At 60.0% G+C, this 25064-nt stretch carries 23 protein-coding genes; 16 read left to right on the plus strand and 7 right to left on the minus strand.

Annotation, left to right across the window (positions count from 1 at the left end; genetic code table 11):
• The first annotated feature begins 7 nt into the window (after positions 1 to 7).
• Entirely contained in the window at positions 8 to 505 is a 498-nt protein-coding gene (locus VMH34_06965) for an RT0821/Lpp0805 family surface protein (GenBank protein ID HTT08513.1), read from the plus strand.
• Positions 506 to 514: 9 nt separating this feature from the next.
• Here VMH34_06965 and VMH34_06970 read toward each other — a convergent pair whose 3' ends face one another.
• Entirely contained in the window at positions 515 to 1546 is a 1032-nt protein-coding gene (locus VMH34_06970; GenBank protein HTT08514.1) for an FAD:protein FMN transferase, read from the minus strand.
• A 91-nt stretch (positions 1547 to 1637) separates the two neighbouring features.
• Here VMH34_06970 and VMH34_06975 point away from each other — a divergent pair, with 91 nt between their 5' ends.
• Genes VMH34_06975 through VMH34_07000 form a run of 6 tightly spaced genes read left to right on the plus strand, consistent with a single transcriptional unit; the run spans position 1638 to position 8501 of the window.
• Positions 1638 to 2618: a MoxR family ATPase gene (locus tag VMH34_06975; GenBank protein ID HTT08515.1), complete on the plus strand. Its 981-nt coding sequence runs from the start codon at positions 1638 to 1640 to the stop codon at positions 2616 to 2618.
• Entirely contained in the window at positions 2618 to 3514 is an 897-nt protein-coding gene (locus VMH34_06980) for a DUF58 domain-containing protein (protein HTT08516.1), read from the plus strand. The genes VMH34_06975 and VMH34_06980 overlap by 1 nt, the downstream gene beginning before the upstream one ends.
• A gap of 21 nt (positions 3515 to 3535) precedes the next feature.
• Complete coding sequence (locus VMH34_06985) at positions 3536 to 4039, plus strand: DUF4381 domain-containing protein (protein ID HTT08517.1); 504 nt, start codon at positions 3536 to 3538, stop codon at positions 4037 to 4039.
• A complete protein-coding gene (locus VMH34_06990) occupies positions 4032 to 5027 on the plus strand; it encodes a VWA domain-containing protein (GenBank protein HTT08518.1) in 996 nt (331 codons plus the stop codon). The genes VMH34_06985 and VMH34_06990 overlap by 8 nt, the downstream gene beginning before the upstream one ends.
• Positions 5014 to 6819: a VWA domain-containing protein gene (locus VMH34_06995; protein HTT08519.1), complete on the plus strand. Its 1806-nt coding sequence runs from the start codon at positions 5014 to 5016 to the stop codon at positions 6817 to 6819. Before VMH34_06990 ends, VMH34_06995 begins: the two co-directional genes overlap by 14 nt.
• Complete coding sequence (locus tag VMH34_07000) at positions 6813 to 8501, plus strand: BatD family protein (GenBank protein HTT08520.1); 1689 nt, start codon at positions 6813 to 6815, stop codon at positions 8499 to 8501. The genes VMH34_06995 and VMH34_07000 overlap by 7 nt, the downstream gene beginning before the upstream one ends.
• 33 nt (positions 8502 to 8534) lie before the next feature.
• On the opposite strand, the gene VMH34_07005 is transcribed toward VMH34_07000, so the two are convergent.
• Positions 8535 to 9803 carry an FAD/NAD(P)-binding oxidoreductase gene (locus VMH34_07005; GenBank protein ID HTT08521.1) on the minus strand — a complete coding sequence of 423 codons (1269 nt, stop codon included), beginning with the start codon at positions 9801 to 9803 and terminating at the stop codon, positions 8535 to 8537.
• A gap of 1 nt (position 9804) precedes the next feature.
• Positions 9805 to 10143, minus strand: a complete 339-nt coding sequence (locus tag VMH34_07010; GenBank protein HTT08522.1) for a c-type cytochrome — start codon at positions 10141 to 10143, stop codon at positions 9805 to 9807.
• Positions 10144 to 10249: 106 nt separating this feature from the next.
• Between VMH34_07010 and VMH34_07015 the strand changes: the two genes are divergently transcribed.
• Positions 10250 to 11170, plus strand: a complete 921-nt coding sequence (locus tag VMH34_07015; GenBank protein ID HTT08523.1) for a histone deacetylase family protein — start codon at positions 10250 to 10252, stop codon at positions 11168 to 11170.
• A gap of 51 nt (positions 11171 to 11221) precedes the next feature.
• On the opposite strand, the gene VMH34_07020 is transcribed toward VMH34_07015, so the two are convergent.
• Positions 11222 to 12196: a TorF family putative porin gene (locus VMH34_07020; GenBank protein HTT08524.1), complete on the minus strand. Its 975-nt coding sequence runs from the start codon at positions 12194 to 12196 to the stop codon at positions 11222 to 11224.
• 291 nt (positions 12197 to 12487) lie between these two features.
• Here VMH34_07020 and ettA point away from each other — a divergent pair, with 291 nt between their 5' ends.
• The 3 genes from ettA to rlmJ are packed head-to-tail and all read left to right on the plus strand — an operon-like array spanning position 12488 to position 15454.
• Positions 12488 to 14161, plus strand: a complete 1674-nt coding sequence (gene ettA / locus VMH34_07025; GenBank protein ID HTT08525.1) for an energy-dependent translational throttle protein EttA — start codon at positions 12488 to 12490, stop codon at positions 14159 to 14161.
• Positions 14162 to 14169: 8 nt separating this feature from the next.
• Positions 14170 to 14592: a hypothetical protein gene (locus tag VMH34_07030; protein ID HTT08526.1), complete on the plus strand. Its 423-nt coding sequence runs from the start codon at positions 14170 to 14172 to the stop codon at positions 14590 to 14592.
• Positions 14593 to 14605: 13 nt separating this feature from the next.
• Entirely contained in the window at positions 14606 to 15454 is an 849-nt protein-coding gene (gene rlmJ, locus VMH34_07035; protein ID HTT08527.1) for a 23S rRNA (adenine(2030)-N(6))-methyltransferase RlmJ, read from the plus strand.
• Between the two features lie 19 nt (positions 15455 to 15473).
• Here rlmJ and VMH34_07040 read toward each other — a convergent pair whose 3' ends face one another.
• Together VMH34_07040 and VMH34_07045 are read right to left on the minus strand one after the other, a co-directional pair.
• On the minus strand, positions 15474 to 16103 hold the full coding sequence (locus VMH34_07040; GenBank protein HTT08528.1) for a Rieske 2Fe-2S domain-containing protein: 630 nt from the start codon (positions 16101 to 16103) through the stop codon (positions 15474 to 15476).
• 12 nt (positions 16104 to 16115) lie between these two features.
• The gene (locus VMH34_07045; protein HTT08529.1) at positions 16116 to 16556 is read right to left on the minus strand and encodes a hypothetical protein; all 441 of its coding nucleotides are present in this window, start codon (positions 16554 to 16556) and stop codon (positions 16116 to 16118) included.
• 134 nt (positions 16557 to 16690) lie between these two features.
• Between VMH34_07045 and VMH34_07050 the strand changes: the two genes are divergently transcribed.
• Together VMH34_07050 and VMH34_07055 are read left to right on the plus strand one after the other, a co-directional pair.
• On the plus strand, positions 16691 to 17128 hold the full coding sequence (locus VMH34_07050; GenBank protein HTT08530.1) for a hypothetical protein: 438 nt from the start codon (positions 16691 to 16693) through the stop codon (positions 17126 to 17128).
• A 203-nt stretch (positions 17129 to 17331) separates the two neighbouring features.
• Positions 17332 to 19311, plus strand: coding sequence for an SUMF1/EgtB/PvdO family nonheme iron enzyme (locus VMH34_07055; GenBank protein HTT08531.1), 1980 nt, complete (start codon positions 17332 to 17334; stop codon positions 19309 to 19311).
• Between the two features lie 86 nt (positions 19312 to 19397).
• On the opposite strand, the gene VMH34_07060 is transcribed toward VMH34_07055, so the two are convergent.
• Positions 19398 to 19751 carry a hypothetical protein gene (locus VMH34_07060; protein ID HTT08532.1) on the minus strand — a complete coding sequence of 118 codons (354 nt, stop codon included), beginning with the start codon at positions 19749 to 19751 and terminating at the stop codon, positions 19398 to 19400.
• A 386-nt stretch (positions 19752 to 20137) separates the two neighbouring features.
• Between VMH34_07060 and VMH34_07065 the strand changes: the two genes are divergently transcribed.
• From VMH34_07065 to VMH34_07075, 3 genes are all read left to right on the plus strand, one after another.
• Entirely contained in the window at positions 20138 to 20797 is a 660-nt protein-coding gene (locus VMH34_07065) for a response regulator transcription factor (protein HTT08533.1), read from the plus strand.
• A gap of 222 nt (positions 20798 to 21019) precedes the next feature.
• Complete coding sequence (locus tag VMH34_07070) at positions 21020 to 24139, plus strand: autotransporter domain-containing protein (protein ID HTT08534.1); 3120 nt, start codon at positions 21020 to 21022, stop codon at positions 24137 to 24139.
• A 62-nt stretch (positions 24140 to 24201) separates the two neighbouring features.
• Positions 24202 to 25056: an alpha/beta hydrolase gene (locus VMH34_07075; protein HTT08535.1), complete on the plus strand. Its 855-nt coding sequence runs from the start codon at positions 24202 to 24204 to the stop codon at positions 25054 to 25056.
• The last annotated feature ends 8 nt before the right edge of the window (positions 25057 to 25064 follow it).

The following is a 25064-nucleotide window of genomic DNA, read 5'->3' on the forward strand; positions in this document are numbered from 1 at the left end:
GTGATTTATGAGCAGGATATTTTCCGTAATAACCGTATGCGGCTTGCTGCTGTTTTCATCACCCGGCCGCGCCGAATGCGATTCACAGCAGACCGGCAGCGGCGAGGTTGTCGGCACCCTGTTGGGCGCGGCGGTGGGTGGTTTGATCGGCGCTCAGATCGGCAAGGGAACGGGCAACAAGGTCGCCATCGGCGCCGGTGTGCTGGCCGGCGGCCTGCTTGGCAACAAGCTGGGCTCGCAACTGGATTGCCGGGATCAGGAATACCACGCCAGCACCGCACAGAATTCCTTTGAAACGCAGAAGACCGGCACCACCACCAGCTGGGTCAACCCCGACAGCGGGCACAGCGGTTCGGTGACGCCGACGCGCACCTATCAAACCGACGATGGCACCCCCTGCCGCGAATTCACCCAGACCATCGAGGTCAACGGTCAGAAGCAGAGCGGCTACGGCACCGCCTGCCGCCAGCCCGACGGCAGCTGGAAGATCGTCAGCAGCAATTGACCGGCAGGCTCACTTCGGCGGCCGTGCGTATGGTTCGAATTGCGGCGTGGCCCGGACTTTGAAATCGCTTTGACCGGTCGCTGTTTCACGGGTAATAAATAGGGCGGGTATTTTCAGCTTCAAGGCCAGGGCCCAGCCGCGTTCCGGCCCCATCACCATGAGCGCCGTGTCCCACGCGTCCGCCTCCACGGCGATCGGCGCGATCACGGAAACCGACGTCAGCGCGTGAGTGACCGGCCGCCCCGTCGCCGGATCGAGGATGTGGGAATAATGCCTGCCATCCTCGTCGAAGTATTGGCGATAGTCGCCGGCGGTGGACAGCCCTTCCGCGCTCAGACCGACGATCTGCTGCGCCACGCGGCTCGTCTTCAAAGGCTTTTCAATCGCCACGCGCCATGCACCTCCCTCCGGCCGCTGGCCCCGCGCATACACCGCGCCGCCCAATTCGATGAGGTAATCATCGACGCCCAAACGGCTCAATGCCCGGGCGATTCGGTCCACGGTATACCCCGGACCCAGGGAATTCACGTCGATCCGGAGTTCCGGAACATCCTTGCGCAGCGCCGGGGGATCCCGCCGGCTGTGCAAGTGGCCATGACCCACCTGCAGTCTGGCGCGTTCGATTTCCGCATCCGTTGGGACGCGAAAAACGTGCCGCTGCGGCCCGAATCCCCACAACTCGCTCAACGGCTCCACGGTAATGTCGTAAGCGCCGTCTGTTTCGCGGCTGACCTGCAAGGCAACGTCGACCAACTCCCGAAGCTCGCCAGATACGGGAAACCAATCCGTGCCTTGGCTGGCATTGAAACGCGACAGATCGGAATCCGGACGATAGGCGGACATCTCCCGATCGATCCTGGTCAGCACCGTAGTAATCGCCTCTTGCAACACCTCGCGCGTCAGGGGTTCGGGCGGCTGTGCCAATTTAATGTGATAGGTCGTGCCTTCGGCCGCGCCACTGAAGCTTTCGACCGCGGCGGGGGGATGCCGGTCACATGCCGGAAGCGTCGGACTCAATCCCAAAACCAGCGTCAGCGGCATGAACCGGCAGCGCCATTTGCGGTCAGAAACGGTACAATCTTGAGCGCGTGCTATCACTCCGATCACCCGGTAAAACTAGGTTCCGTCCCCCATGAATGACACCGTCCCCGTCGCTTCCGATGCCATCACGCAATTGCGCCGCTACATCCAGAGCCGCATCATCGGTCAGGACAAGCTCATCGACAGCCTGCTCATTGCCCTGCTCGCCGACGGGCATCTGCTCGTTGAAGGCGCGCCGGGACTGGCCAAGACACGCCTCATCAAGGTACTGGCACAGGGCATCGAGGCCAGTTTTCATCGCATCCAGTTTACACCCGATCTGTTGCCGGCCGACCTGACCGGCACGGAGGTCTTCCAGCCGCACGACGGGCAGTTCCGCTTTCAGCAAGGACCACTGTTTCAGAATCTGGTGCTGGCGGATGAAATCAACCGCGCGCCGGCCAAGGTGCAATCGGCGCTGCTGGAGGCGATGGCCGAACGGCAGATCACGGTGGGCCGCACCACCTACGCCCTGCCCGAACTGTTTATGGTCATGGCCACACAAAACCCTCTCGAACAGGAAGGCACTTATCCGCTGCCGGAGGCGCAGCTCGATCGTTTCCTGTTATACGTGCGCATAGAGCATCCCGGCATGGAGGAAGAGGCGCGCATCCTGGCGCTGGCGCGCAGTGAAGCGGCGGCGGATACGGGCCAAACGCATCCGCCTCCCGTCATACCGCAACAGGCCATCTTCGCGGCCCGTCGTTCCGCACTGAGCGTCCATCTGGCGCCCGCCCTTGAAACGTATCTGCTGCAACTGGTCCAGGCCACCCGCCATCCGGGCGCTTATCACGCCACATTGGAGCGCTGGCTGCGCCACGGCGCCAGTCCGCGCGCGAGCATCGCGTTGGATCGCTGCTCCCGCGTGCTGGCCTGGCTCCGCGGACGGGATTACGTGACGCCGGAGGACATCCAGATGACGGCGCCCGACATCCTGCGCCATCGCATCCTCCTCAGCTATGAGGCGGAGGCCGAGCAGGTGAGCCGCGAACACATTATCGGCGAAATCCTGGCGCGCGTAGGGGTGCCATGATGACCGCGCCATTCGCGGTCCGGTTTGAGGAGTTGCTGGCGTTGCGCCATGCCGCCATGCTGCTGCCGGCATGGCACCGTCATCCGCGCGCCATGTCGCACGGCCAGCGGTTGTCACCATTCAAGGGCCGCGGCATGGAGTATGAAGAATCACGGTTGTATCAATCCGGCGACGATGCCCGCCGCATGGACTGGCGGGTGACCGCCCGCACCGGCCGCCCGCACGTCAAGGTATTCCGCGAAGAACGCGAGCAGTCGGTGTGGCTGTGGGTGGACTACCGCCCCGCCATGTTTTTTGCCACCCGTGGCGCTTTCAAAAACGTACTGGCAGCCAGGATCGCCGCGCTCTATGCCTGGCAGGCGCTGGAACACGGCGATCACGTGGGTGGATGGGTCATCGGCGCGCATACCGTGCAGGAACAATTACCGCAACGCGGGCGGTCATCGGCTTTGACCCTATTTCATCATTTGGCTCAGGGATCGGCACCCACAACGGACAATTCATCCGCGATGATCACGCCGAATTTGCACGCGCAATTTCAACGGGTGCGTCCCGGCAGCCGGGTGGTGATGATCAGCGATTTTCGCGATCTTCCCGATGTGGAGGCCGCCGTGGAATCGGTGTCGCGGCACAGCCAGGTGGTGTTGTGTTTCTTATACGACCTGCTGGAACAGCGCCTGCCGCCGCCGGGCCGTTATCCCATGAGCGATGGCGCGCGCCGGATGATGTTACCAACCTACGACGTCGGCCTGGCGCAGGCATATACCAGACGTTTCGCGGCGCGCCAGCAACAACTGATACAACTCAGCCGGCGCTGCCAGGCGCGGTTTTATTCCTGCGCCACCACTGACAATCCCCTGTTGGTCCTGCAAGGATCGGAACTTCAGGCGGCCTAGACTCTCCCCGGACTCTCCGCGATGGACCCGGAACAATTACCGCTACGTGACATCCATCTGCCGCCGTCAATTTCCTGGTGGCCGCCGGCGCCCGGCTGGTGGCTCTTGTTGCTGGTCATTCTCGGCGCCGGCCTGCTGGCAGGGTATTTCTACCGACGTGAGCGATCCGTCCCCTGGCATCGCATCGCGGAACGCGAGTTGCAGCTAATCCAACAGCGCTACGAATCCACGCGCGACGCGCATATTCTGGTCGGCGAACTGTCCACCCTGCTACGCCGGGTGTGTTTAAGTCTTTATCCGCGCCGGATCGTTGCCGGGCTCACGGGCGAAAACTGGCTGGCCTTCCTCGATCAGATGGCAGGCATGGAGGGCTTCCGGCATGGCGGCGGCCGCGTGCTTGCCACCGCACCCTATCAAGCCGTGATGCCTGTGGATGCGCGGACATTGCTGAGTCTGTGCGCGGCATGGCTGTGCGCGGTCACGCGTCAGTCTGAAAACGACGGGCACCGGCGCCCACATGTTTGAATTTGCCTGGCCCTGGCTGTTTCTGATCCTGCCGCTGCCCTGGCTGCTGCGGGCGTGGTTGCCGCCTGTTCGAGCCGTCCGTGGCACAGCGCTGCGGGTGCCTTTTTTCGATGACTTTCTGCGACTGGAAAAAACCTCCTCGTGGCGCCGCTTCCCATACCTTTTGCTGTTGATGGCGGCGCTGGCCTGGCTGCTGCTCGTCGCGGCGGCGGCGCGCCCGCAATGGGTGGCCAGTGTGACTGACGTTCCCCTCACCGGCCGGGATTTGCTGCTCGCAGTCGATCTTTCCCGCAGCATGGAACAAAACGATATGTCGTGGGGCGGCGAGACAGTCGATCGCCTCACTGCCGTCAAGCGGGTGGCCGGTGAGTTCATCGACCGGCGCGCAGGCGACCGGGTGGGTTTGATACTCTTCGGCGAACGGCCCTATCTGCAGACACCATTGACCTTCGATCGCCAGACGGTGAAGACGCTGCTGGATGAGGCGCAAATCGGTATCGCCGGCGACGCCACCGCCATCGGCGACGCCATCGGCCTGGCTCTCAAGCGCCTGCGCAAGGCCGAACACGCCGACGCCGTGCTGATCCTGCTCACCGACGGCGCCAATACCGCAGGCGAGATCGAACCGTTGCAGGCCGCGGAAATGGCAGCGCGGCAGGGCGTGCGCATCTACACCATTGGCATCGGCGCCGAAACCGAAACACGCGGGCTGTTCGGCTTCCTGCAGCGCAATCCGGGACAGGATTTGGACGAAAAAACGCTTACCGCCATTGCCGCCGCAACCGGCGGCCGTTATTTCCGCGCCCGCGATTTGGACGAGTTAAGCAAGATTTATCGCGTGCTGGATCAGATCGAGCCCGCCGCCCAGGATCCCAAACACTATCGTCCGGTGATGCCGTTATTTTATTTCCCACTGAGCCTGGCGCTGTTGCTGGGCCTGTTGATTTTCATGCGGCAAACCGGTGCGTACCGTCATGTCCATGACTGAACTGCATTTCCTGCGCCCCTGGTGGTTGCTGGCGCTGTTGCTGCTGCCGCTACTCTGGCGTGTCTGGTCCAGGCTCGGGAGGCAGCACAGCCCCTGGCAGCGGGTTTGTGACGCCGCGCTGCTGCCCCACGTGTTGGAACGCCCTGCCGGAAGGGAAGAGCGCGGATGGAGGCGCGTTGAATTATGGGTGGGTCTGGCGCTGCTGCTTGCCGTCCTTGCGCTGGCCGGTCCGGCCTGGACAAAACTGCCGGTGCCCGTGGCGCGTTCCACAGCCGCACTGGTGATCGCGCTGGATCTGTCGCGTTCCATGGATGCCGCCGATCTCCCCCCCAGCCGGCTGACGCGGGCGCGTTTCAAAATCGCCGATATCCTGACGGCACGCCGCGAAGGACAAACCGCTTTGCTGGTATACGCCGCGCGCCCATTCGTCGTGGCGCCACTGACGGATGACACCGAAACCCTGATGGCGCAATTACCGGCCCTGACCACCGACATCATGCCGGCGCAGGGCAGCCGCCCCGATCTCGCCCTGCGCAAAGCCGGCGAACTCCTGAGCCAGGCGGGAATTGCCCACGGTGATATCCTGCTGGTGACGGATGGCGTCCACGCAGACTATGTCGACGCCACGCGAAAAGCCATTTCCAGTCTGCCCCACCGGATTTCCGTCCTGGCTGTGGGGACGGAAGACGGCGCACCCATTCCTCTCCCGGGCGGCGGTTTCGTCAAGGATGAGTCGGGCAAGATCGTCGTCGCCAGCGTGAATCATGCCGATCTGCGCGCGTTGTCCGCAGCGGGACGCGGCCTCTATCTCAAGGCCGGCGTCGATGATGGAGACACCCGTGCCTATACCGAATTTCTGCGCGCTTCAGCGCCGATTGGCACGACTGCACGAACCGACCTCAATGCGCCACGTTGGTTGGATGCCGGACCATGGCTGCTGCTGCCCCTCCTGCCTCTGGCCGCCCTGACGTTCCGGCGTGGGTTGTTGCTCGCTGTTTTGTTCATGCTATTTCTGCCCCTGCCAAGGCCCGCGCAGGCCTTCGAATGGGATGATCTCTGGTGGCGTCAGGATCAACAAGCCGCGCATGCACTGGCACAGGGCGACAATGAACGGGCGGCGGCGGAATTCAATGATCCGCGATGGCGGGCCGCTGCTCATTATCGCGCGCACCATTACCACGACGCCCTTCGTGCGCTGACGCAACCGCAGGGCGACGACGATCATTACAACCGTGGCAACGCGCTGGCCCGGCTGGGGCAATTCGAGAATGCCATCGCCGAATATGAGGAAGCGCTGCGATTGAACCCGAAAAACGGTGATGCGCGCTATAACCGCGGGCTGTTGCAAAAAAAACTAAGGAAACAGAAGCAGGAGGAAGGCGGCGGTAACGGAAACTCATCACCCCGAAAACCCGAAAATAAGAACGAGGCCGGTCATGGCGGGGGCGCTGAGACCGCGCCGGACAAGCAGAATTCCCCGTCTGCTCAAGCGGGATCTCGGGAGCAGCGCCCGCAATCCGCGCCGCCGGATCAATCGAAAAAGCAGGAAGCCCGGGCAGATCAGGCCGACAAACAAAAAGAACAGCAACACGCGCAGGGACAAACCGCCGAACAGAGCGGCGATAAACCATTGCCGGCGCCCAAAAGCGGACATCAGCAAAGTGAAACTTCAATGGCCGATGAGCAATGGTTGCGGCGCATTCCCGACGATCCAGGCGGGTTGTTGCGCCGCAAGTTCCTGCTGCAATACCGCCAGCAGTCCAAATCCGACACTGAATCTCAGCCATGGTAGGCATCAGCCGACGACTGATGATGGCACTGCTTCTGTGCGGCGCATTGTTCGCGCGTCCTGCGCCGGCGGCGGAAGCCACGGTGGATCAGGACACCGTAGGCCTGGGTCAGTCCTTTGTCCTCACCATCGAGGCCAAAACCAGCGACGACCCGGATCTGAGTCCGCTGTCAGCGGACTTCGACGTGCTGGGCACCAGCAAGCGCAGCGAGATCAGCATCCTCAACGGCAATTTCAAAAAATCAAGCAGCTGGCAGATCAACCTCATGGCCAAACGCGAGGGAGATCTCGTGATCCCGCCGCTCAAGGTCGGCGGCGAACAGACCGCGGCGCTGACCATGCACGTCACTCCAAACGCGCCCGGTGACAAGGCAGCGGAAAAAGGGCTGTTCATGGAAGTCGAAGTCACCCCGCGCGATCCTTATATCCAAGCGCAATGCCTGTACACGGTGCGCATACTGGCCGATTCGCGCTGGGACGTCGATGAACCTGTTCTCGAGGATCCAAAAACCGTCTCCGGGGCGATCCTCATCAAAAAACTGGGCAGGGACAAAATCACCCGGACGACGCGGGAGGGCAGACATTATGACGTGCTCGAGCGCGTCTACGCCATTTATCCGCAACGGACCGGCGATATCACCATTCCCCCCATCACGTTTCAGGGACAGATCAGCCGTGGCGGCGGTCTACTGCTTGATCCATTCTCAGGCGCCATGAACACCCGGCGCCTGCAGTCCGAGGCGGTCACGTTGCACGTCAAACCCACTCCCAAGACCTTCACCGGCAAAACCTGGCTGCCTGCCAAATCGCTGCAAATCCACGAAACCTGGTCGGATGATCCGGAGGATCTCAAGGCGGGCGAACCGGCCACCCGCACGATCTCATTGCTGGCGAATGGACTGACCGCCAGCCAGCTGCCTGAACCCGGTATCACACAGGCGCAAGGAGTGAAAACATATGCCGACCAGCCACTGCTCGACGATCAAATCCGCCCCAGTGGAATCACCGGCCTGCGGCAGCAGAAGATCGCCGTTATCGCCAATGCCGATGACGTCACGCTGCCGGAGATCCGCGTCCCATGGTGGAACACCGACACCGATCACATGGAGGAAGCGGTATTGCCCGCGCGCAAGCTGCATATCAGCGCGGTTCCCGCGCGGGCGAACACACATGCCGAGGCCATCCCCCCCCCTTCCAAGCAAGCGCAGCCGGAAAACAGCAGTCACGCATCCTTGCCTGCCGGCACGCCGGCCTATCGCCGGCTGGCCATGGCCCTGGGGTTGGGTTGGCTCTCGACCGCCTTGTTCTGGTGGTGGTCCGGCGCGCGGCAACGCCAGGCGCAGACCGGGATTGCGAAACATCGGAAACAAAAAGAGCGGGTCTTGTTGAAAGCCGTGTTGGACGCCTGCGACGCCAATGCACCGGCACAAACCCGTGCTGCCTTGCTGATATGGGCCAGGGCACGCTGGCCCCGGCATGTGTTCCAGGGATTGATCGACATCGCGGCGTACGAACCCGGGTTGGCGGGACTGCTCGATGAATTGAACCGCTCGCTCTACTCGAAAGGAGGACAACAGTGGCGGGGGAACGCGCTTGCCGATGCCCTTGGGAAGTTGGGCGGCGCAAAATCCGACCGGCAATCCACCACTTCCACACCCGCGCTTGAACCTCTGTTCCGCACCTGACGAGGATCCCGCAATGATGTTTTGAGCAGACCGTCAACCGAAGGAATCGGCGACGATACTTTCATACCACGACCGATCATAAGCCGCTTCACGGGCGCGAAATTCAGCGGCGGCGTTCAACGGACTAATCCCGCCCGCACCCTCCACGAGGGTAATCTTACCGTCGATCACCTGAAAAATCTCGTTAACAGAGATGCCATATTCCGGCGCGACCAGGCTGTAGCAGGTGTTGTGCAGCGAAGGCGAGCCGGGCGCGACGCCACTGACGAGCGCGGCGATCGCAAGGGCGCAGTTTTTCGCCTGGCTGTTGGCCGCTGAGGCGGATTTCGGCATCGGGTTGGCGATGCAGGCATCGCCGATGACGTGCACGCCGGACATGCGTTTGGATTCGAAAATGCTGCTGTCCGCGGCGCACCAGCCGGAATCCTCGGCAAGCCCCGCGCTTATTGCCAGCCGGCCGGCCGTTTGCGCTGGAATGACATTGGCGACATCCACCTTGTGATCCTCAAGTTCGGTGTACAACGTCATGGTCTTCGCGTCGACGCGCCGCACAGCGCCGCCCTCGGTCACCGGCACCCACTCGATCATGCCCGGATACAATGTACTCCACGCTTCTTTGAACAGCGCCTGTTTCGCAAATTTGTCATTGGCATCGAGGATCAACACCTTCGAGCGCGGCTTGTGTGTCTTCAAGTAATGGGCAATGAGGCTGGCGCGCTCATAGGGGCCGGGCGGACAGCGAAATGGCGCTGCGGGCACGCTGATGGCCACCACGCCGCCGTCCTTCATCGCCTGCAATTGCTTGTGCAAGAGCACCGTCTGCTCGCCGGCCCGCCAGGCATGTGGCATGCGCAGAGCTGCCGCCTCATCGTAGCCCTCCGGGCTGCCCCACTTGAAATCCACGCCCGGAGCCATCACCAGCCGGTCGTAACCCAGCTTCCGGCCGCCGGCCAGCGTGACCTGCCTGTTCAGTCCATCCACAGCGTCGACCCGATCGTGGATCTGTTCCACACCGGCACGCGCCAGGCCTGCGCGATTCACCTGCAGGCGCTCCATCCGTCCCACCCCGCCGATGACCCAGTTGCTCATGGGACAGGCCAGATATTTCCGTTGTTCATCGATCAGTATGACGTGGATGGCGGGATCGACACGCCGCAGATAACGTGCACAGGTCGCACCCGCAAAACCTCCGCCGATGATCACGATGCGTGCCTTGGCGCGCGTCTCATCATCGGCACGCAGAGACAACGGCATCGCGCCCATCAAGGCCGCTGTCAGTTGAATGAAGGCGCGTCGCCTCATGCTATCTCCTCTTGGGACCGGTCTTGGCCAGATCATCAGCCAGAAAATTCGCAATGCGCGCCAATTCCTCGTCGCTGTAGCCCTTGGCGATGCGGTTCATGAGGGTGGCATTGCCCCCGCCGCTCTTGAAGTCATGCAACTTGCGCAGCAATACCTCGGCGGATTTCCCCTTGAGTGAGGGAATGTCACCGTCCTTGCGCCGCACTTGCGGCGCATGGCAGGTGTAGCAGTTGAAGGCCAGCGCCTCGGTGCCGCGCTGTACGGGCTCACCGGCGTATACTGGCGGCGGCAGCAACAGCAGAACGCCTAACCAGCCTGAGCGATAGATGGGCACGGGCATTGGATCTGATGTGCGGTAAGCGGAGTCAAGTGTGAGCGATTATACAGGGTTTATTGTTCATGAAGACCCGCGGCAGGAATAAGAGTTCGCCCATGGTATTGCACGAATGACGGCTTATTTGACTCATGCGGATTGTCTGAAGCACGAGATGGGTGAAGACCACCCCGAGTGCCCGGCACGCATCACCGCAATTGAAGACGCCCTCCACAAAGCTGGGCTGTACGATTTGCTGCATCACTATGAAGCGCCGCTGGCCACCGGGGAACAGTTGAAACGCGCGCATGATGCGGACTATGTCGATGCGCTGATCGCCGCCGCGCCGCGACAGGGGCACGTCCATCTCGACGGCGACACCAGCATGAATCCCCACAGTCTCCCGGCGGCGCTACGGGCCGCCGGTGCGGCGGTGCGGGCGGTGGACCTGGTCATGGGCGGGGAGGAAACCACGGCATTCTGCAATATCCGGCCGCCGGGCCACCATGCCGAACGCCGGCAGGCCATGGGCTTCTGTCTTTTCAATAATGTCGCCGTGGGCGCCATGCATGCCTTGCATCATCACGGCGTCGATCGTGTCGCGATCGTGGATTTCGATGTTCACCACGGCAACGGTACTGAGGATATTTTTGACACGGAGCCGCGTGTCATGTTGTGCTCGTCCTTCCAATATCCGTTGTATCCCTACAAGGCCGGCCCCACGGTCGATGGCCATCGGGTCAATGTCCCGTTGCCGGCCGGCGCCGGCGGGCGGGAATTCCGGCGCGCCGTGGCTGCGACCTGGTTTCCGCAACTGGAGCGCTTCCAGCCCCGTTTGATTTTCATATCGGCCGGATTCGATGCCCATCGCGAAGATCCGCTGGCCGGCCTGAATCTGGTTGAGCAGGACTATGAGTGGATCACGCGGGAAATCATGGCGATTGCCGACCGCCACGGCCGTGGGCGGGTCATATCCACATTGGAGGGGGGCTACGCCCTGCCCGCCCTGGGGCGCAGCGCCGTGGTGCATATACGCGCCCTGATGAAACTATAAAAATAAAAACGGCGCCCGCAGGCGCCGTTTTGTTTTAATGCCCGTTCCCGATCAGGGGAAAGTAAAATTATGAGAAACCGTCGCCACCACATGCGGCTCGATCAAGCTGCGGGGATTGAGTTTCACGGCGGGATTATCGAAGTAGAAGTTCTTGAGGCTGGTCGTCTCATCGGTGGCGTAATAGCTGATATCGAACAGGAAACCATCGATATTTTTGTTCACCCCCACACGCCACCATGTGTAGTCATAGCCGTCTTGATATTTCGTTCCTGCTGGATTACCAAGTGCCGTGTCGCATGCCGCACTCGTGCTGCCGTCACTGGTGCCCGCCGTAATCGGCGCGCAAAGACGCTTGCCAGAGGACTGATCTCCATCAACGGTCTGGTAACCCACCGCTGCTTCAAAACCCAAATCGCCCAATCCCAGAGGACCCGTGGGCACGGTCAATGCCAAGTCGCCTTCCACGGCATGTGCGTCACCGTCCGAGCCATAGAAGTCAGGTGAAAAGTCGTATTTGAGCGTCACACTGGGTGAAAGGAATGTATCACTGAAGGCATAGTTGACGATGCCTTGGAACTCGCCGTAATCAGCATCCGGGCAAACGGACTTACCGAAGGCATCCACGCCCGCCGGATTACCTGCATCAGCACCCGTGCCACCAACAAGCTTGGTGGTATGACAGCTGTCACCCGGGAAGGTGTAATATAAACCACCGACGTCGAAGTTGAATCCACTCCAAGACCAGCGATAGCCACCGTAGGCGTCGATTTCAACTTCATCTTCGTTAAATTTAGTATTCGAGCCCCAAGCGGTCAGGTACCAGCCGTTATAGGTCCAGTTGACGTCGCCCTGGATGGCCGGACCTTCAGTGTTGGAGATGCCGCGGAACATGTATTGGTTGGTGAAGTACAAATCCGCATTGAAGTTGGATATCGCCAACGGCCCGGCATCGTCTGCGCTTGCCATCGGCGGAGCGGTAAACGCCGTCAACGACAAAATTGCCGCCATTCCTATTTTCCGCATCATGATCATGTCCCCTTGTGTGCCCTAAAATTGAACGTTTATGCACTGAAAAAGTGCGGTTATTAAAATAAAAACATGTAGTTACCTACATTTTTTGGTAGGTTCTCACATATTGCATTTAAGAGTCAAGTTCCATGCCAACGGGTCGTAAAAAGTGACTTAAAGAAACCACTCTCAAAATTAAATAATCTGCGATTGTCGCGATAACTGCCCACTCCCCATAAACCCCGCTTTGCGTATCATATGCCGCCCTTAACTTCATTGCCATTAAAAATCTATGGCGGGGGAAAATGAATGGCGCAATACGTCTATACCATGAATCGGGTCAGCAAGGTGGTGCCGCCCAAGCGGTTCATCTTGCGCGACATCTCCCTGTGTTTTTTCCCGGGCGCCAAGATTGGCGTGCTCGGCCTGAACGGCTCCGGCAAATCCTCACTACTGCGCATCATGGCCGGTCTCGACCGGGAATATGACGGCGAGGCAATTCCCCAGCCTGACTTGAAGATTGGCTATCTCGCCCAGGAGCCGCAACTCAATCCCGCCAAAAACGTGCGTGGCAACGTCGAGGAAGGCGTCGGTGCAATCAAACAACTGCTTGACCGTTTCAACACCATCTCCGAAAAATTTTCCGAACCTCTGGGCGACGAGGAAATGAACAAGTTGCTGGAGGAGCAGGGCCGGCTGCAGGAAGCCATCGATGCCGCCGGCGCGTGGGAACTGGATCGCAAGCTGGAGATGGCCGCCGAGGCCCTGCGGCTGCCGCCGTGGGAGGCGGATGTCGCCAAAATTTCCGGCGGCGAGCGGCGTCGCGTGGCCCTCTGCCGGCTGCTGCTGTCCGAACTCGACATGCTACTGCTGGATGAACCCACCAATCATCTCGATGCCATTTCAGTGGCCTGGCTGGAGCAATATCTCGAAAAATATCCCGGTACGGTGATCGCGGTTACTCATGATCGTTATTTTCTGGACAATGTGGCCGGCTGGATCCTGGAACTGGATCGCGGCCATGGCATCCCCTGGCAAGGGAATTACTCCTCCTGGCTGGAACAGAAGGAAACACGCCTCGAGCAGGAGGAAAAGCAGGAGCAGTCGCGCATCAAGGCCATGAAGGCCGAACTGGAATGGGTGCGCGCCAATCCCAAGGGCCGCCATGCCAAGAGCAAGGCCCGTCTAGCGCGTTTCGAGGAACTGGCCTCCAGCGACTATCAGAAGCGCAACGAGACCAACGAAATCTACATACCGCCGGGCCCGCACCTGGGCGATCAGGTCATCGAAGCGGAAGGCCTGCGCAAGGCGTACGGAGATCGCCTGCTGTTCGACAACCTCAGTTTCAAATTGCCGCCCGGCGGGATCGTCGGCATCATCGGCGCCAACGGCGCCGGCAAGACCACCCTCTTTCGCCTGATCAACGGTCAGGAAAAACCCGATGCCGGCGGGATCCGCGTCGGTGAATCGGTGAAATTATCCTGCGTCGATCAATCCCGCGACGCACTCGATCCCCAAAAAACCGTATGGCAGGAAATCTCCAAGGGACTGGATATCCTGCAGGTCGGCAATTATCAGACGCCCTCACGGGGTTACGTGGCGCGCTTCAACTTCAAGGGCACGGACCAGCAGAAATCGATCGGTGAACTTTCCGGCGGCGAACGCAATCGCGTGCATCTGGCGAAACTCCTCACCGCAGGAGGCAACGTCCTGCTGCTGGACGAACCGACCAACGACCTCGACGTGGAAACCCTGCGGGCGCTGGAACAGGCATTGCTCGACTTCCCCGGCTGCGTCGTGGTGATTTCGCACGACCGCTGGTTTCTCGATCGCATCGCCACCCACATTCTGGCCTTCGAGGGCGACAGCCAGGTGGTCTGGTTCGAGGGCAACTACGCGGACTACATTCAGGACCTGCGACGGCGCAAAGGCGAGGATGCCGATAATCCGCACCGGCTGCGCTTCCGGCCACTGAAGACATAGGAGCGCACATGCCAGAGCCCCTTCCGCAATACATTCATGATCGCATTTTCGATCTCGCCACCGCCATGAAAGACGCCTCCGAGCGGGGCGACCCGGCGATGACGGAGGAATGTTACGAAGAGATGCGGGATTACTGTCTGGCGCTCATCGATGAGGGACGCGAATGCGCCTTCCTATGGGAGACGCTGGGGGATTTCACGCGAGAAGACGATCAGGCGCTTCAATTTTACGAACGGGCGCTGTCGTGCGCGGAGCATGACAAAGAAGCCGTCCATGACATCCTGATCGCCATGGGCGAACGATATTCTGACAAAAAGAGTTACGCACTGGCGCGCGAGCTGCTCTCACGCGGCCTGCGTCTTGCTTTTGCCGCCGGCGACACGGACATGGCCGCGCGCGCCGACGTGCTCCTCGGCGAGCTGCCGTCCTGAATCTCCACAGCCGATGCTGAGCTACCGCCACGCCTACCACGCCGGCAATTTTGCCGACGTGTTCAAGCACGTTGTGCTCGTGCTGGCCCTCGAGTCACTGCGGCGCAAGGATAAGCCGTTCCTCTATCTCGACACGCACGCCGGCGCCGGACGTTATGACCTGCGCGGCGAAATGGCGGTAAAAAACAGGGAACATGCCGGCGGCATTGGACGACTCTGGAATGCCCCTGCTCCCCCGGCTGCCGTAACATCATACCTGGACGTCATCCGAATGCTCAACCCGCATGCCTCAGCCCCGCCGCGCTGGTATCCGGGTTCACCCGTGATCGCGCGTCATTTCCTGCGTCGCGGGGATCGGATGCTGCTGGCGGAAAAACATCCGGCGGACGGCGCGCTTTTACGCGCCGAATTCTCCGGCGACCGGCAGGTGCTGGTCTTCAGGGAGGATGGTTATCATCTCCTCAAATCGAAGTTGCCCGCGCGTGAGCACCGCGCTTTGATTCTCATAGATCCAGCTTACGAACTGTCCGGTGAAACGGAACGGGCATACGAAGGCGTACAGGAAGGCCACCGACGCATGGCGACGGGAACCTTCACCATTTGGTATCCCGTCATGCCCAAGGTCAATATCAATGGACTCAAAAAACGATTGCACGAATCAGGAATTCGCCGGATCGTGAATACGGAACTCTGCATCCATCCGCGCGACAACCCGCTGGGCATGAACGGTTCGGGGCTCATCATCATCAACCCTCCCTGGCAGCTGGATAAAGCCATTGACAACCTGCTGCCATGGCTGTGGCGGACGTTATCACCCGACGGCCGGGGTGATTTTTATGTGCGATGGCTGGTGGAAGAATGAATTTCGCGTCAAAGAATCATTACCAGCGCACGAAGAGTTTGCCGCCCTCCGATTTACATTCGTAACGTTTCAGCGGCTGGTTTCCGATTTTGACGCAGGCGCCATCCCTGACATCGAATGTCCAGCCGTGTTTGGGGCAGGTGAGTTGATTGCCGGCCAGTGCCGACTCCGGAATCAATGTGCCCTGATGCGGGCAGCGGCGATCATAGACACGGGGTTCCTCATTCGGGTATTGCATGACCAGCAATGACCGGCCGTCACATTCCATCGTCCACGGCCGGCCGAGCATCAATGCATCCAGTGGAATGACCTCATGCCATTGCACCTGGGCACGCAAGGCCTCCTCCCGAAACTCCGGTAAACCCATGCCATTGATAACCTCGACAGCCCAGACGATTTTACTCAGCCCCAAGACGGGCAGGGACAGCAGCATGGCATCCAGCAGTTCGCCGCCACTCCACCCCTCCTGCAGCGCCCGCCGGAGATATTGCTTCAAGCCCGGACCGGATTGCGCCTCGACCTTGCTGATGAACGACAGCAAAGATCGCGTCTTCGGATCGAGACGGCCGCCGGCATCCTTGAAAAAGGCAAAATGGGCCTGCATGGCTTCAGGCCGCACCCGCAGCAGGAAATCCAGTGCTTCGCTCACCAATTCCCTCCCTTATGAACCCGCCGGTGTCAGTTCGATCACGGTCTCCCGCGATGCCAGTTTGGGGATATCGGTAAAATCCACGGGCAGAAAATATTGCACGTAATCGGGGTGAAGAAAGGCCAGTGTCACGTTACCCGTATCGCGCAGCAGGAAGCGTTCGTTCTTCTTGAACAGCCAGGTGCGCGTATCGACGCGGGCAACGACGAAATTAAGCTCGATAATGCCGGGAATGTCCTCCGGTTTGGAGGAACAGGCGCCTTCCTTGCGGCCGATGAAGCACTGGATATGCACGCCTTCAATCGCCCTGCCGGTACCTTTCTCCACCATTTTAAAGCGCGGGTGCAGCACATCGCTCGACAGCTGCTCGCGGGTGCCGAGCAATCCGAAATAGTCCGCAGCCACCGCCACGGTGGCCAGCAACACCACTCCCGTCATGAGTTTGCCAGTCATTTTGTCAGTTTATTCCATATTGCCCGGCACGCATTGCGTATAATTGAACAATGTCGCACCCGGTGAATTATACGGCGTTGGGCTCTGGATAAGATGGCGGAATTGAAACCAAATTCAAACCGGCCCATGAACCCATGAGCGGTAAACCCGCCGGCAGTCGCCGGGTCTCGATGGGGGCCAGAGTCTGTCTTGGCATCCTGCTTCCGGTCATGGTCTTTATTGGATATCAGTTTGCCTTGATTAAGTCGCTGGACGGAACCGGCAGTTGGGATGGAATGAGCCTGGCCTTTGGTTCGCTGTTTATTGTGCCCGGACTGTACGTCACCAACCTCTGGGTGGTGATGAACCAATGGGCTCGCAAAAGCGAGGCGTTCATTGCCGGCATGATGATCCCTTCCGTGATTGCCCTTGTTGAATATTTATGGGTCGGCGATTACTCGTACAAGGCGAGAACTGCAATCAATCACGCATTCATTGCGCCCTTCCTCTGGATATGGCTGTTTGTTTTCATGCTGTTTACGCCACTCATTGTTTCGATTATTCGCGCCATCATCAATGGAAAACGGCGGTGACCGCACGATTAAAACATCCCACGCCGCACCGCAAAATGCCGGCGACGCTTTCCGGTCCTCCGATCGTGCGTTTCCGTGACGCGGCACACCATTTTTGCCCGTGCACCTTTGTCAATTCGGCAGGGCGCTGATACCATTGCGCTATCGCGCGCCGCGTCCCGCATCGCATGACGTAAAACGACAGAAATCAAGCGATTATAACCATGATGTTCACCTTCGACATTTCGGGCTCGCAAATCAACGGCGCCCGGGATTACCAGGAAGACGCATTTCTCATTACGCACCTGGGTGACAGTGACAATCCTGACGAAAAGGCGTCGCTGGTCATCGTCGCCGACGGGATGGGCGGCCACGCCGCCGGCAATGTCGCCAGCAACATGGCGGTGCAGACCTTCAATAAATATCTCACCGGTAATTATCCGAGCGAGCAGATGCAGACGGTGTTGCGGGAGGCGGTCCTCGCCGCCAACGGTTCCATAGAACACACCGTCAAGGAAACCGAGGCGCTGAAGGGCATGGGCTGCACCTTCGTCGGCGTCATTCTGCACAAGTCGAAGATGCGCTGGGTCAGCGTGGGCGACAGCAATTTGTATCTGCTGCGCGACAAAAAACTCATCAAGAAAAATGCCGATCACAGCTACGGCGGTTTTCTCGACCGCATGTCCGCCGCCGGTACGCCGGTGAAGCCGGAGCAGGGCTTCTCACGCAACATGCTGATGAGTGCGCTGACAGGCGAGGACATCGCCGAGATTGACTGTCCCCCGGAGCCCTTCGAGATCAAGGGCGGTGATCGCATCATCGTCGCCACCGATGGCCTCGATTCGCTCTCCGACGCCAAAATCTTGCATTATTGCGACGGCGTCAAAACCGCCAAGGAGTGCGTCAAGTCACTGCTCGATGGCGTTGAAGAAGCGAAGATCCCCCGGCAGGACAACACCACCGTTGTAGTCATCGATGTCACTGCCAAGGAGGAAAAACCGGCCGTTGCCCCACCGCCGCCGCCACCTCCGCCACCTCCGCCGCCAGCACGCGCGCTTACAGAACAGGAGGAACAGGATCTGGCCATCACCAAATACGCCGCGCCCGGCGCCGCACCGCCGATCGCCATCAAGCGCAAGGCCCCGCCGCCTCCACCGCCAGTCGAAGAAGAACCAAAACGCAACTGGCTGGCCGTCGCCGCCGTCATCGCCGGCGTGCTCATTGTGGCAGGCGGCGCGGGCTATTACTTCATGTCAGGGGGCGGTAAATCCACGGCGCACCACGCCGTCAAAAAGCATCCAACGGAAACTGAAACAACCGCCGAAACACCGACTGCGACAACACCGGCACCGGAAACCGCCACGCCGGAGGAAAAACCCGGGACACCACCAACAACGGCGGCCATTCCACAGCCGGCGCCCGCCACTCCGGCGCCAGTACCAGCACCAGTACCAGCGCCCACAGGCAAAATCGAGGAATTCCAGGATGCGCTCAAATCCGGCGGCGCCGGACCGGTGATGATATGGGTGCCGCCCGGCAAATTCGAGATGGGTGCGCCCGCGACCGCAAGTGAAGCGAATCAGCGCCCGCGCCATACCGTGCAGATTGGCAAAAAATTTGCCCTGAGCAAGTATGAAATCACCGTGGCCGACTACGAGAAATTCGTCAAGGCGACCGGCCGCGCCATGCCCAAACTGGGCGGCGATTTCAAACCCGAGCACCCGATCATCTGGGTGTCATGGGAGGACGCGCTGGCCTACGCCCACTGGCTCTCCGAGCAGACCGGTTTCAAATACCGACTGCCGAGCGAGGCAGAGTGGGAATATGCCGCGGCAGCGGGAACCGACACTTATGAATGGTGGTGGGGACGCGATCCGGGCCAGGGCATGGCGCATTGCTTCGGCTGCGGTTCCGATTTCGACAGCCGCCGGCCGGCCAAGGTGGGCAGCTTCAAGCCCAATCCATTCGGACTCTACGACACCGCCGGAAACGTCGCCGAATGGGTGCAGGATTGCTACCACAGCAACTACGAAGGCGCCCCGAACGACGGCAGTGTCTGGGAGGGCGGCGAGTGCGACGAGCGCGTGGTGCGCGGCGGCGCCTACGATCAACCGCCGAAGTCCATCCGCGCCTCCTACCGCGACAAGCTGAATCCATCCAGGGGCAACGACACCACCGGTTTCCGCATCCTCCGCGAGCCCTGAGCCGTAAAGAACTCCCAAAAAAGAAGACCCCGCGAAGCGGGGTCTTTCATTTACATTGCGATACCGGTCGCGAAAAGGATCAATCCCTACTCTTTCATCATCTCCTTCATCTTGTTTTTCATCATGTGCTTCATCTTCGACATGGAGCCACCACCCTTGACGTACTTGATTGAACACTTGGCTTCCTTGAACGTGCCGCATACGGCGGGATCCTTGGCGCCCGTGCCAATCTTGCCGCCCGCGTATGCACCCGTGGGATCGCCGCCATAAGTAAAGCCGGCCGGCATCTCCACCTCCTTGCCAGTCATGTCATGGCCGGTCGCAGCCACCATGAAACCGCCGGAAAAATCCCTCGCTGAGAACGGATTATCGGTGGCATCGGCAATTGGAGTCGCACTTAAAGTAATAGCAATCGCTGTAGTTAACGTGCTTTTCTTCATGACGTTTCTCCTTCCTAAAACATGATTCCCGTGGGAAATGAGCAGTCTCGCCTGATCGCTGGCGCAACTACAATAACCCATTGCCCGCCGACTGGAAACCACGACAATCCAGTGAGATTGCCGTTGAGATAATTTCGGGGGAACACGCTGCTTTCCCATTCGTATGACTTTGATCGGCTTCGCAGTCATGGCGCGTCGAGTAGCTCGACGGCTCAATACTGTCGTGCAGCGATCCGATGGACACTGGACAACCCATGGGACCATTGCACTCACGGTACTCAATCGTCAAACCACCGATCGATAATCCCGTATTTACGGGAAACAATCCCGCCAATGAAATTACTTTTTCCGGCACCCGCCGCGTTCTCTCTCACTATCATGACACCATGCGCAAATCACACACCCTGGCGGCGAAAATCCGGGTGCTGCTGGTCGACGATCATGCCGTGGTTAGGGCGGGATATCGCATCCTGCTGCAAACCACGCCTGATATTGAAGTCGTCGCCGAAGCCGGCACCGGCGAGGAGGCCCAAGCCTGTTTTTTGAGCGAACGCCCGGATGTGACGATTATGGATCTCGTGCTTCCGGGAATCAGCGGACTGGAGATCATACGCCGCATCATCAACCGCACGCCCGATGTCCGCATACTCGCCTTCAGCATGCATGAGGATCCCATCTTCGCCGAGCAGGCCCTGCAAGCCGGCGCACTCGGCTACGTCACCAAAAGCAGCGCAGCCACGGTGCTGGTGGAAGCTGTGAAGAAAGTAGCCAGAGGAGAGGTATACGTGGATGCAGCCATCGCCCAGCAAATGGCGTTTCAGAAAAGCCGTGGCAAACAGACGCCATTTGAGATGCTATCAACGCGCGAATTCGAGATCATGACCCTGCTGGCGTCGGGTACGACGCTGGAAGAAATCGCCCGACGCCTGTCCTTGAGCTATAAAACCATCGCCAACTACAGCACACAGATCAAGGCCAAACTGGAGGTCGACAACATCGCCGATCTCACCCGGCTTGCCGTCCGCCACGGCATTATTCAGGCGTGACGATCACCCTCGGAAAGTCGTCGGTAGCGTCATGCAGTTCCATGCAACATCTCCCGTCAGCCAAGGAAGTTATCCCACTTTTCTCGTCTGCACATTCCATTACCTCATACCGTTCATACCACTAGTGTAATCGATGGCCGGATCCGGCGCGGGCGGCGAAAAATTTCTTTCGCGTCCAAGACGTGCAAAAAAACAAATTATTTACACACCGGGGGAGTCACAATGAGGAAAGCAAAATTCGCGGCACTACTGGCGTCGCATCGAGCCATCACGGCCACCTTGTCGGCGTTAGGGCTGGTTTTGGGCGCACAATCCGCCTATGCGGACTGCACCCCCGATCCGGCGACGACCGGCGCCACCGTGACTTGTACCGGAACCGATGCTGACGGATTTGTTGCCGGTACGGGAGTGAACAATCTCACCGTCAACGTCGACAGCGGCGCCACCGTGCAGGCGAAAACAACCGTGAGCCCCAGCGTGACCATACAAATCAACAACGAGAGTACCGTCACCAACAATGGGACCGTCATCAACGCCGGCGGTTCGCAAACCACCAACCTGGGGATCAACATCAACGACACCGACAGCACCATTACCAACAACGGTTCGGTGCAGCTCACGATTAGCGACACCGACATCACCTCTGCCCTGCCGGGAACGATAAAGGGCACCAGAACACTGCGCGGTTTGATTGCCACCTCCAGCGCCAGCTCCAGCCCGTCAACGCTGGAGAACTTGAGCATCGTCAATAATGGCAGCGTTACACTAAATCACGCCGGCGTGGGAAATTCCGAGGCGATCTATTCCGGCGAGGATGTCGACGACATCACCTTCGACAACTTCGGCACCGTCACCAGCAACAGAACGCAGGCGCTCACCATTACCGTCGTCGGCGGCGCCCTGCAGGCGAAAACAGCCATCGATGGCACCAACCGCGCGCTGGGGATCGCCTCCGGCATCGACAGCGACGACGATACTGACGACTTCACAGTCAACAATCACCAGGGCGCCGTCATCGAGGCCACAGGGGACTACACGGCGGCGATATACGGGCGCGCCGGCGATCTGGAGATCGACAACGCCGGTATCATCCGTAATAACAGCGGCGGCATCGCCATCTCCGCCCACGCCGCCTCCGATGACGGCGACGGCGAGCTGGAAATCGACAATTCCGGCACCATCATCGGTGACATTCTGGCGGTGGACGGTAATGCCCTCCGCTACTGGGCGGCAAAAGCGAAAGGCGTGACCGGATTGACGCTGAACAATCAGGCGGGGGTGAGGGATTTGGAGCTCGACAACGACGGCACGATTACCGGCAACATCTACCTCGGCTCCGGTACGCACGAGGTGGAAAACGACGGCACGATCACGGGTAGCATCTTTGTCGATCAAACCGGCATCGGGACGGCGATAGGCGCCCGGCAATTCACCCTGGAGAACTCCGGCACGCTGACCGGCAATATCAGCATTATTGACTTTGCTGGCGCCCAGAATTCAATCACACTCAGCGGCGGGGGTTTCAGTGGCGACATCACTGCGACCAACGGTACCGGCACCAACGCCCTGACACTGACCGGCGCCGGCACCCTGCACAATGTAAGCAACTTCACGACCTTGACCGTGACCGGCGGGGCCGCAGACGAAGATGCTGATGACGACGATGACAACGCCGCCAGTGCCGCCACCAGTTGGACACTGGCGAGTGGAACGGCCCAACAGTTCTCCGTTGGAACCGAAATTGAGGATGGCGCCACACTGACCGTGGACAGCGCCCTGACCAGCGATGTGACGGTTGACAGCGGCGGCACACTAGGCGGTTCGGGAACCATTGACGGCGAGGTAACCAATGCCGGCACGATCGACGTGGGCTCCTCCGTCCTCACGGTCACCGGCGCGGTGGCCATGGCCGCGGGCAGCGTGTTCAAGACAACGATCTCCGGCGCGGGCGGCGCCTCCGCCGACGCGCCGTCCAGCAACGCCGGCCTGCTGACCGTGGGCGCCACCGGCACCGCGGACGCCAGCGCCACGGTGGTACCCGTCACCAGCGGCGTGATCGTGCACAACGGCGCCTGGTACAGAATCGCCACCAACAGTGGCGGCGGCAGCGTGTTCGATACCGTGCCCCAAATCCAAGGCAGCGCGCTGGTATCCTGGACGATACAGGAAAACGCAGCGGATGATCTGGTGTTAGGTGCGGCGGTCAAGGATCCCGCCGGCATCCCCGGATTGACGGCCGGCGGCTCTGGCGCAATCGAGGCCCTGTTAAGTTACACCGGCACCGATCCCGGGCTGCTCAGCCTCGGTGGCGAGGTCCAGAACCTGGCCACGGAGGATGAGGTTCGTGATGCGGGGGAAAAGCTGCGCCCCAACGCAAACAACGCCGGCATGCAGGGAGCCATCAACGTAACCGACGGATTGCTCACGGTGATTGATAATCGCATCGCCGATGCGGGAGCCGGCAACGGCATGACCGGCCTCTCTGCCGGCGAGAACGCGACGATGAAAAACTTCTGGCTGCAGGGCTTCGGATCCCGCGGTGAACAGGATCGCCGTGACGGCATAGACGGCTATACCGCTGACAGCGCCGGCGTGGCATTCGGCGTGGACACCGCGGTGGGGGATATGTGGCGTGTCGGCCTGGCGGGAAGTTACGCGCTGTCCAATGTCGATGACAAGGGCAGCCGGCGCGGCGACTCGATCGACTTCGACAGCTTTCAGGGGGCCGTGTATGGTTCCTACAATGACGGACCGTGGTATTTCGACGGCATCGTGGATTTCGGCTTTCACGAGTATGACAGCAAGCGTGTGATCAACATCGGCGGTTTCAGCGATACCGCCACTGCCAGCTATGACGGCTGGCAATATACTGTCAAAGGCGAAGGCGGATATCCCCTCCATTGGGATGCCATGACGGCGGTTCCACTGATATCGCTGACCTACAGCCATCTCAGCACCGACAGCTACACCGAAACCAGCGTGGCGGGCGCGGCGCTCAAGGTCGACAACGACGATGTCGACTCGTTCCGGACCGGGTTGGGCGGCAAACTGTTCATACCCCTGGTCATGACCAAGGATTTCGGCAGTGCGCTGGAATTACATGCCGTATGGCAGCATGAATTTGGCGACACATCCCAAGACGCCACCGCGAGCTTTGCCGCCGGGGGCAATGCCTTCAACACCCGGGGCATCAACATCGGCCGCGAATCGGTGGATGTGGGCCCCAAGCTGCGGCTCGTCTCCGCCGATGGCATGAAGAGCCTGGTGGTGAGCTATGACGCGGAAGTCAGGGATGAGTATATCGGTCACGCAGGCATGCTGACGGCACGGTTTGAATTTTAAGCACTGGTGGGATGGCCTGACCAACCCATCCCGCATTTCTAACCTTCGGTTATCATGCCGTCATGGCTCATGGCGGCAAGAAAACAGCGTCCGTTATCATCATCCTGCTGGCGGCATCGCTGGCAGCATGCGCCACCACGAAGGACCGGCTTGTACATGCCGATCAAATCGCGCATCAAGGCGGATTGACACGTAACGGCGTACCGGCAGGCATATTCACGCTGACCACCTATTCACGCATCAGCGATCCCGCCCAGCCAATCAATTTTTATATCGAAGGCGACGGCCTGGCATGGCTTTCGCGCACGCGGCTGTCGCCGGATCCGACACCGCAGCAGGCGATCGGCTTGTCGCTGGCCGCCCTCGACCCCTCCCCTAACGTGGTTTATCTAGCCCGCCCCTGCCAGTTTGTTGATTTGAAACAGACCGCCTGCGACAGCGCCTACTGGTCCGACAAGCGCTATTCCAAGGAGGTAATCGATTCCATGAACCGGGCGGTGGATTTCTTTGTGCGTCAAACCAACGCCCGGAAAATAAATTTAATCGGCTATTCCGGCGGCGGCGCTGTGGCGGTATTGCTGGCTGCCTGCCGACACGACGTCTCTACACTTCGGACTGTGGCCGGCAACCTGGATCACGAATTTGTGAACCGCCTGCACCACGTCAGCCCGATGCCGGAATCGCTGAATCCCATTGATGTATCACTGATGCTCAGCGCATTGCCGCAGTTGCATTTCGTGGGCGCAGACGATTCCGTGATTCCACAATCCGTTGCCGAGTCATTTGTCCGCCACGCCGGTGACAGTTCCTGCATTCGGATCATTGCCGTAAAGGACGCCACACATGATTCCGGCTGGCGGGAACGATGGCCTACGCTGCTCAAGCTGCTGCCAAATTGTATTACAGGAAAAAACTAAGCATCCGT

This window comes from Gammaproteobacteria bacterium (assembly GCA_035501935.1).
GTDB lineage: Bacteria > Pseudomonadota > Gammaproteobacteria > JAJPIJ01 > JAJPIJ01 > JAJPIJ01.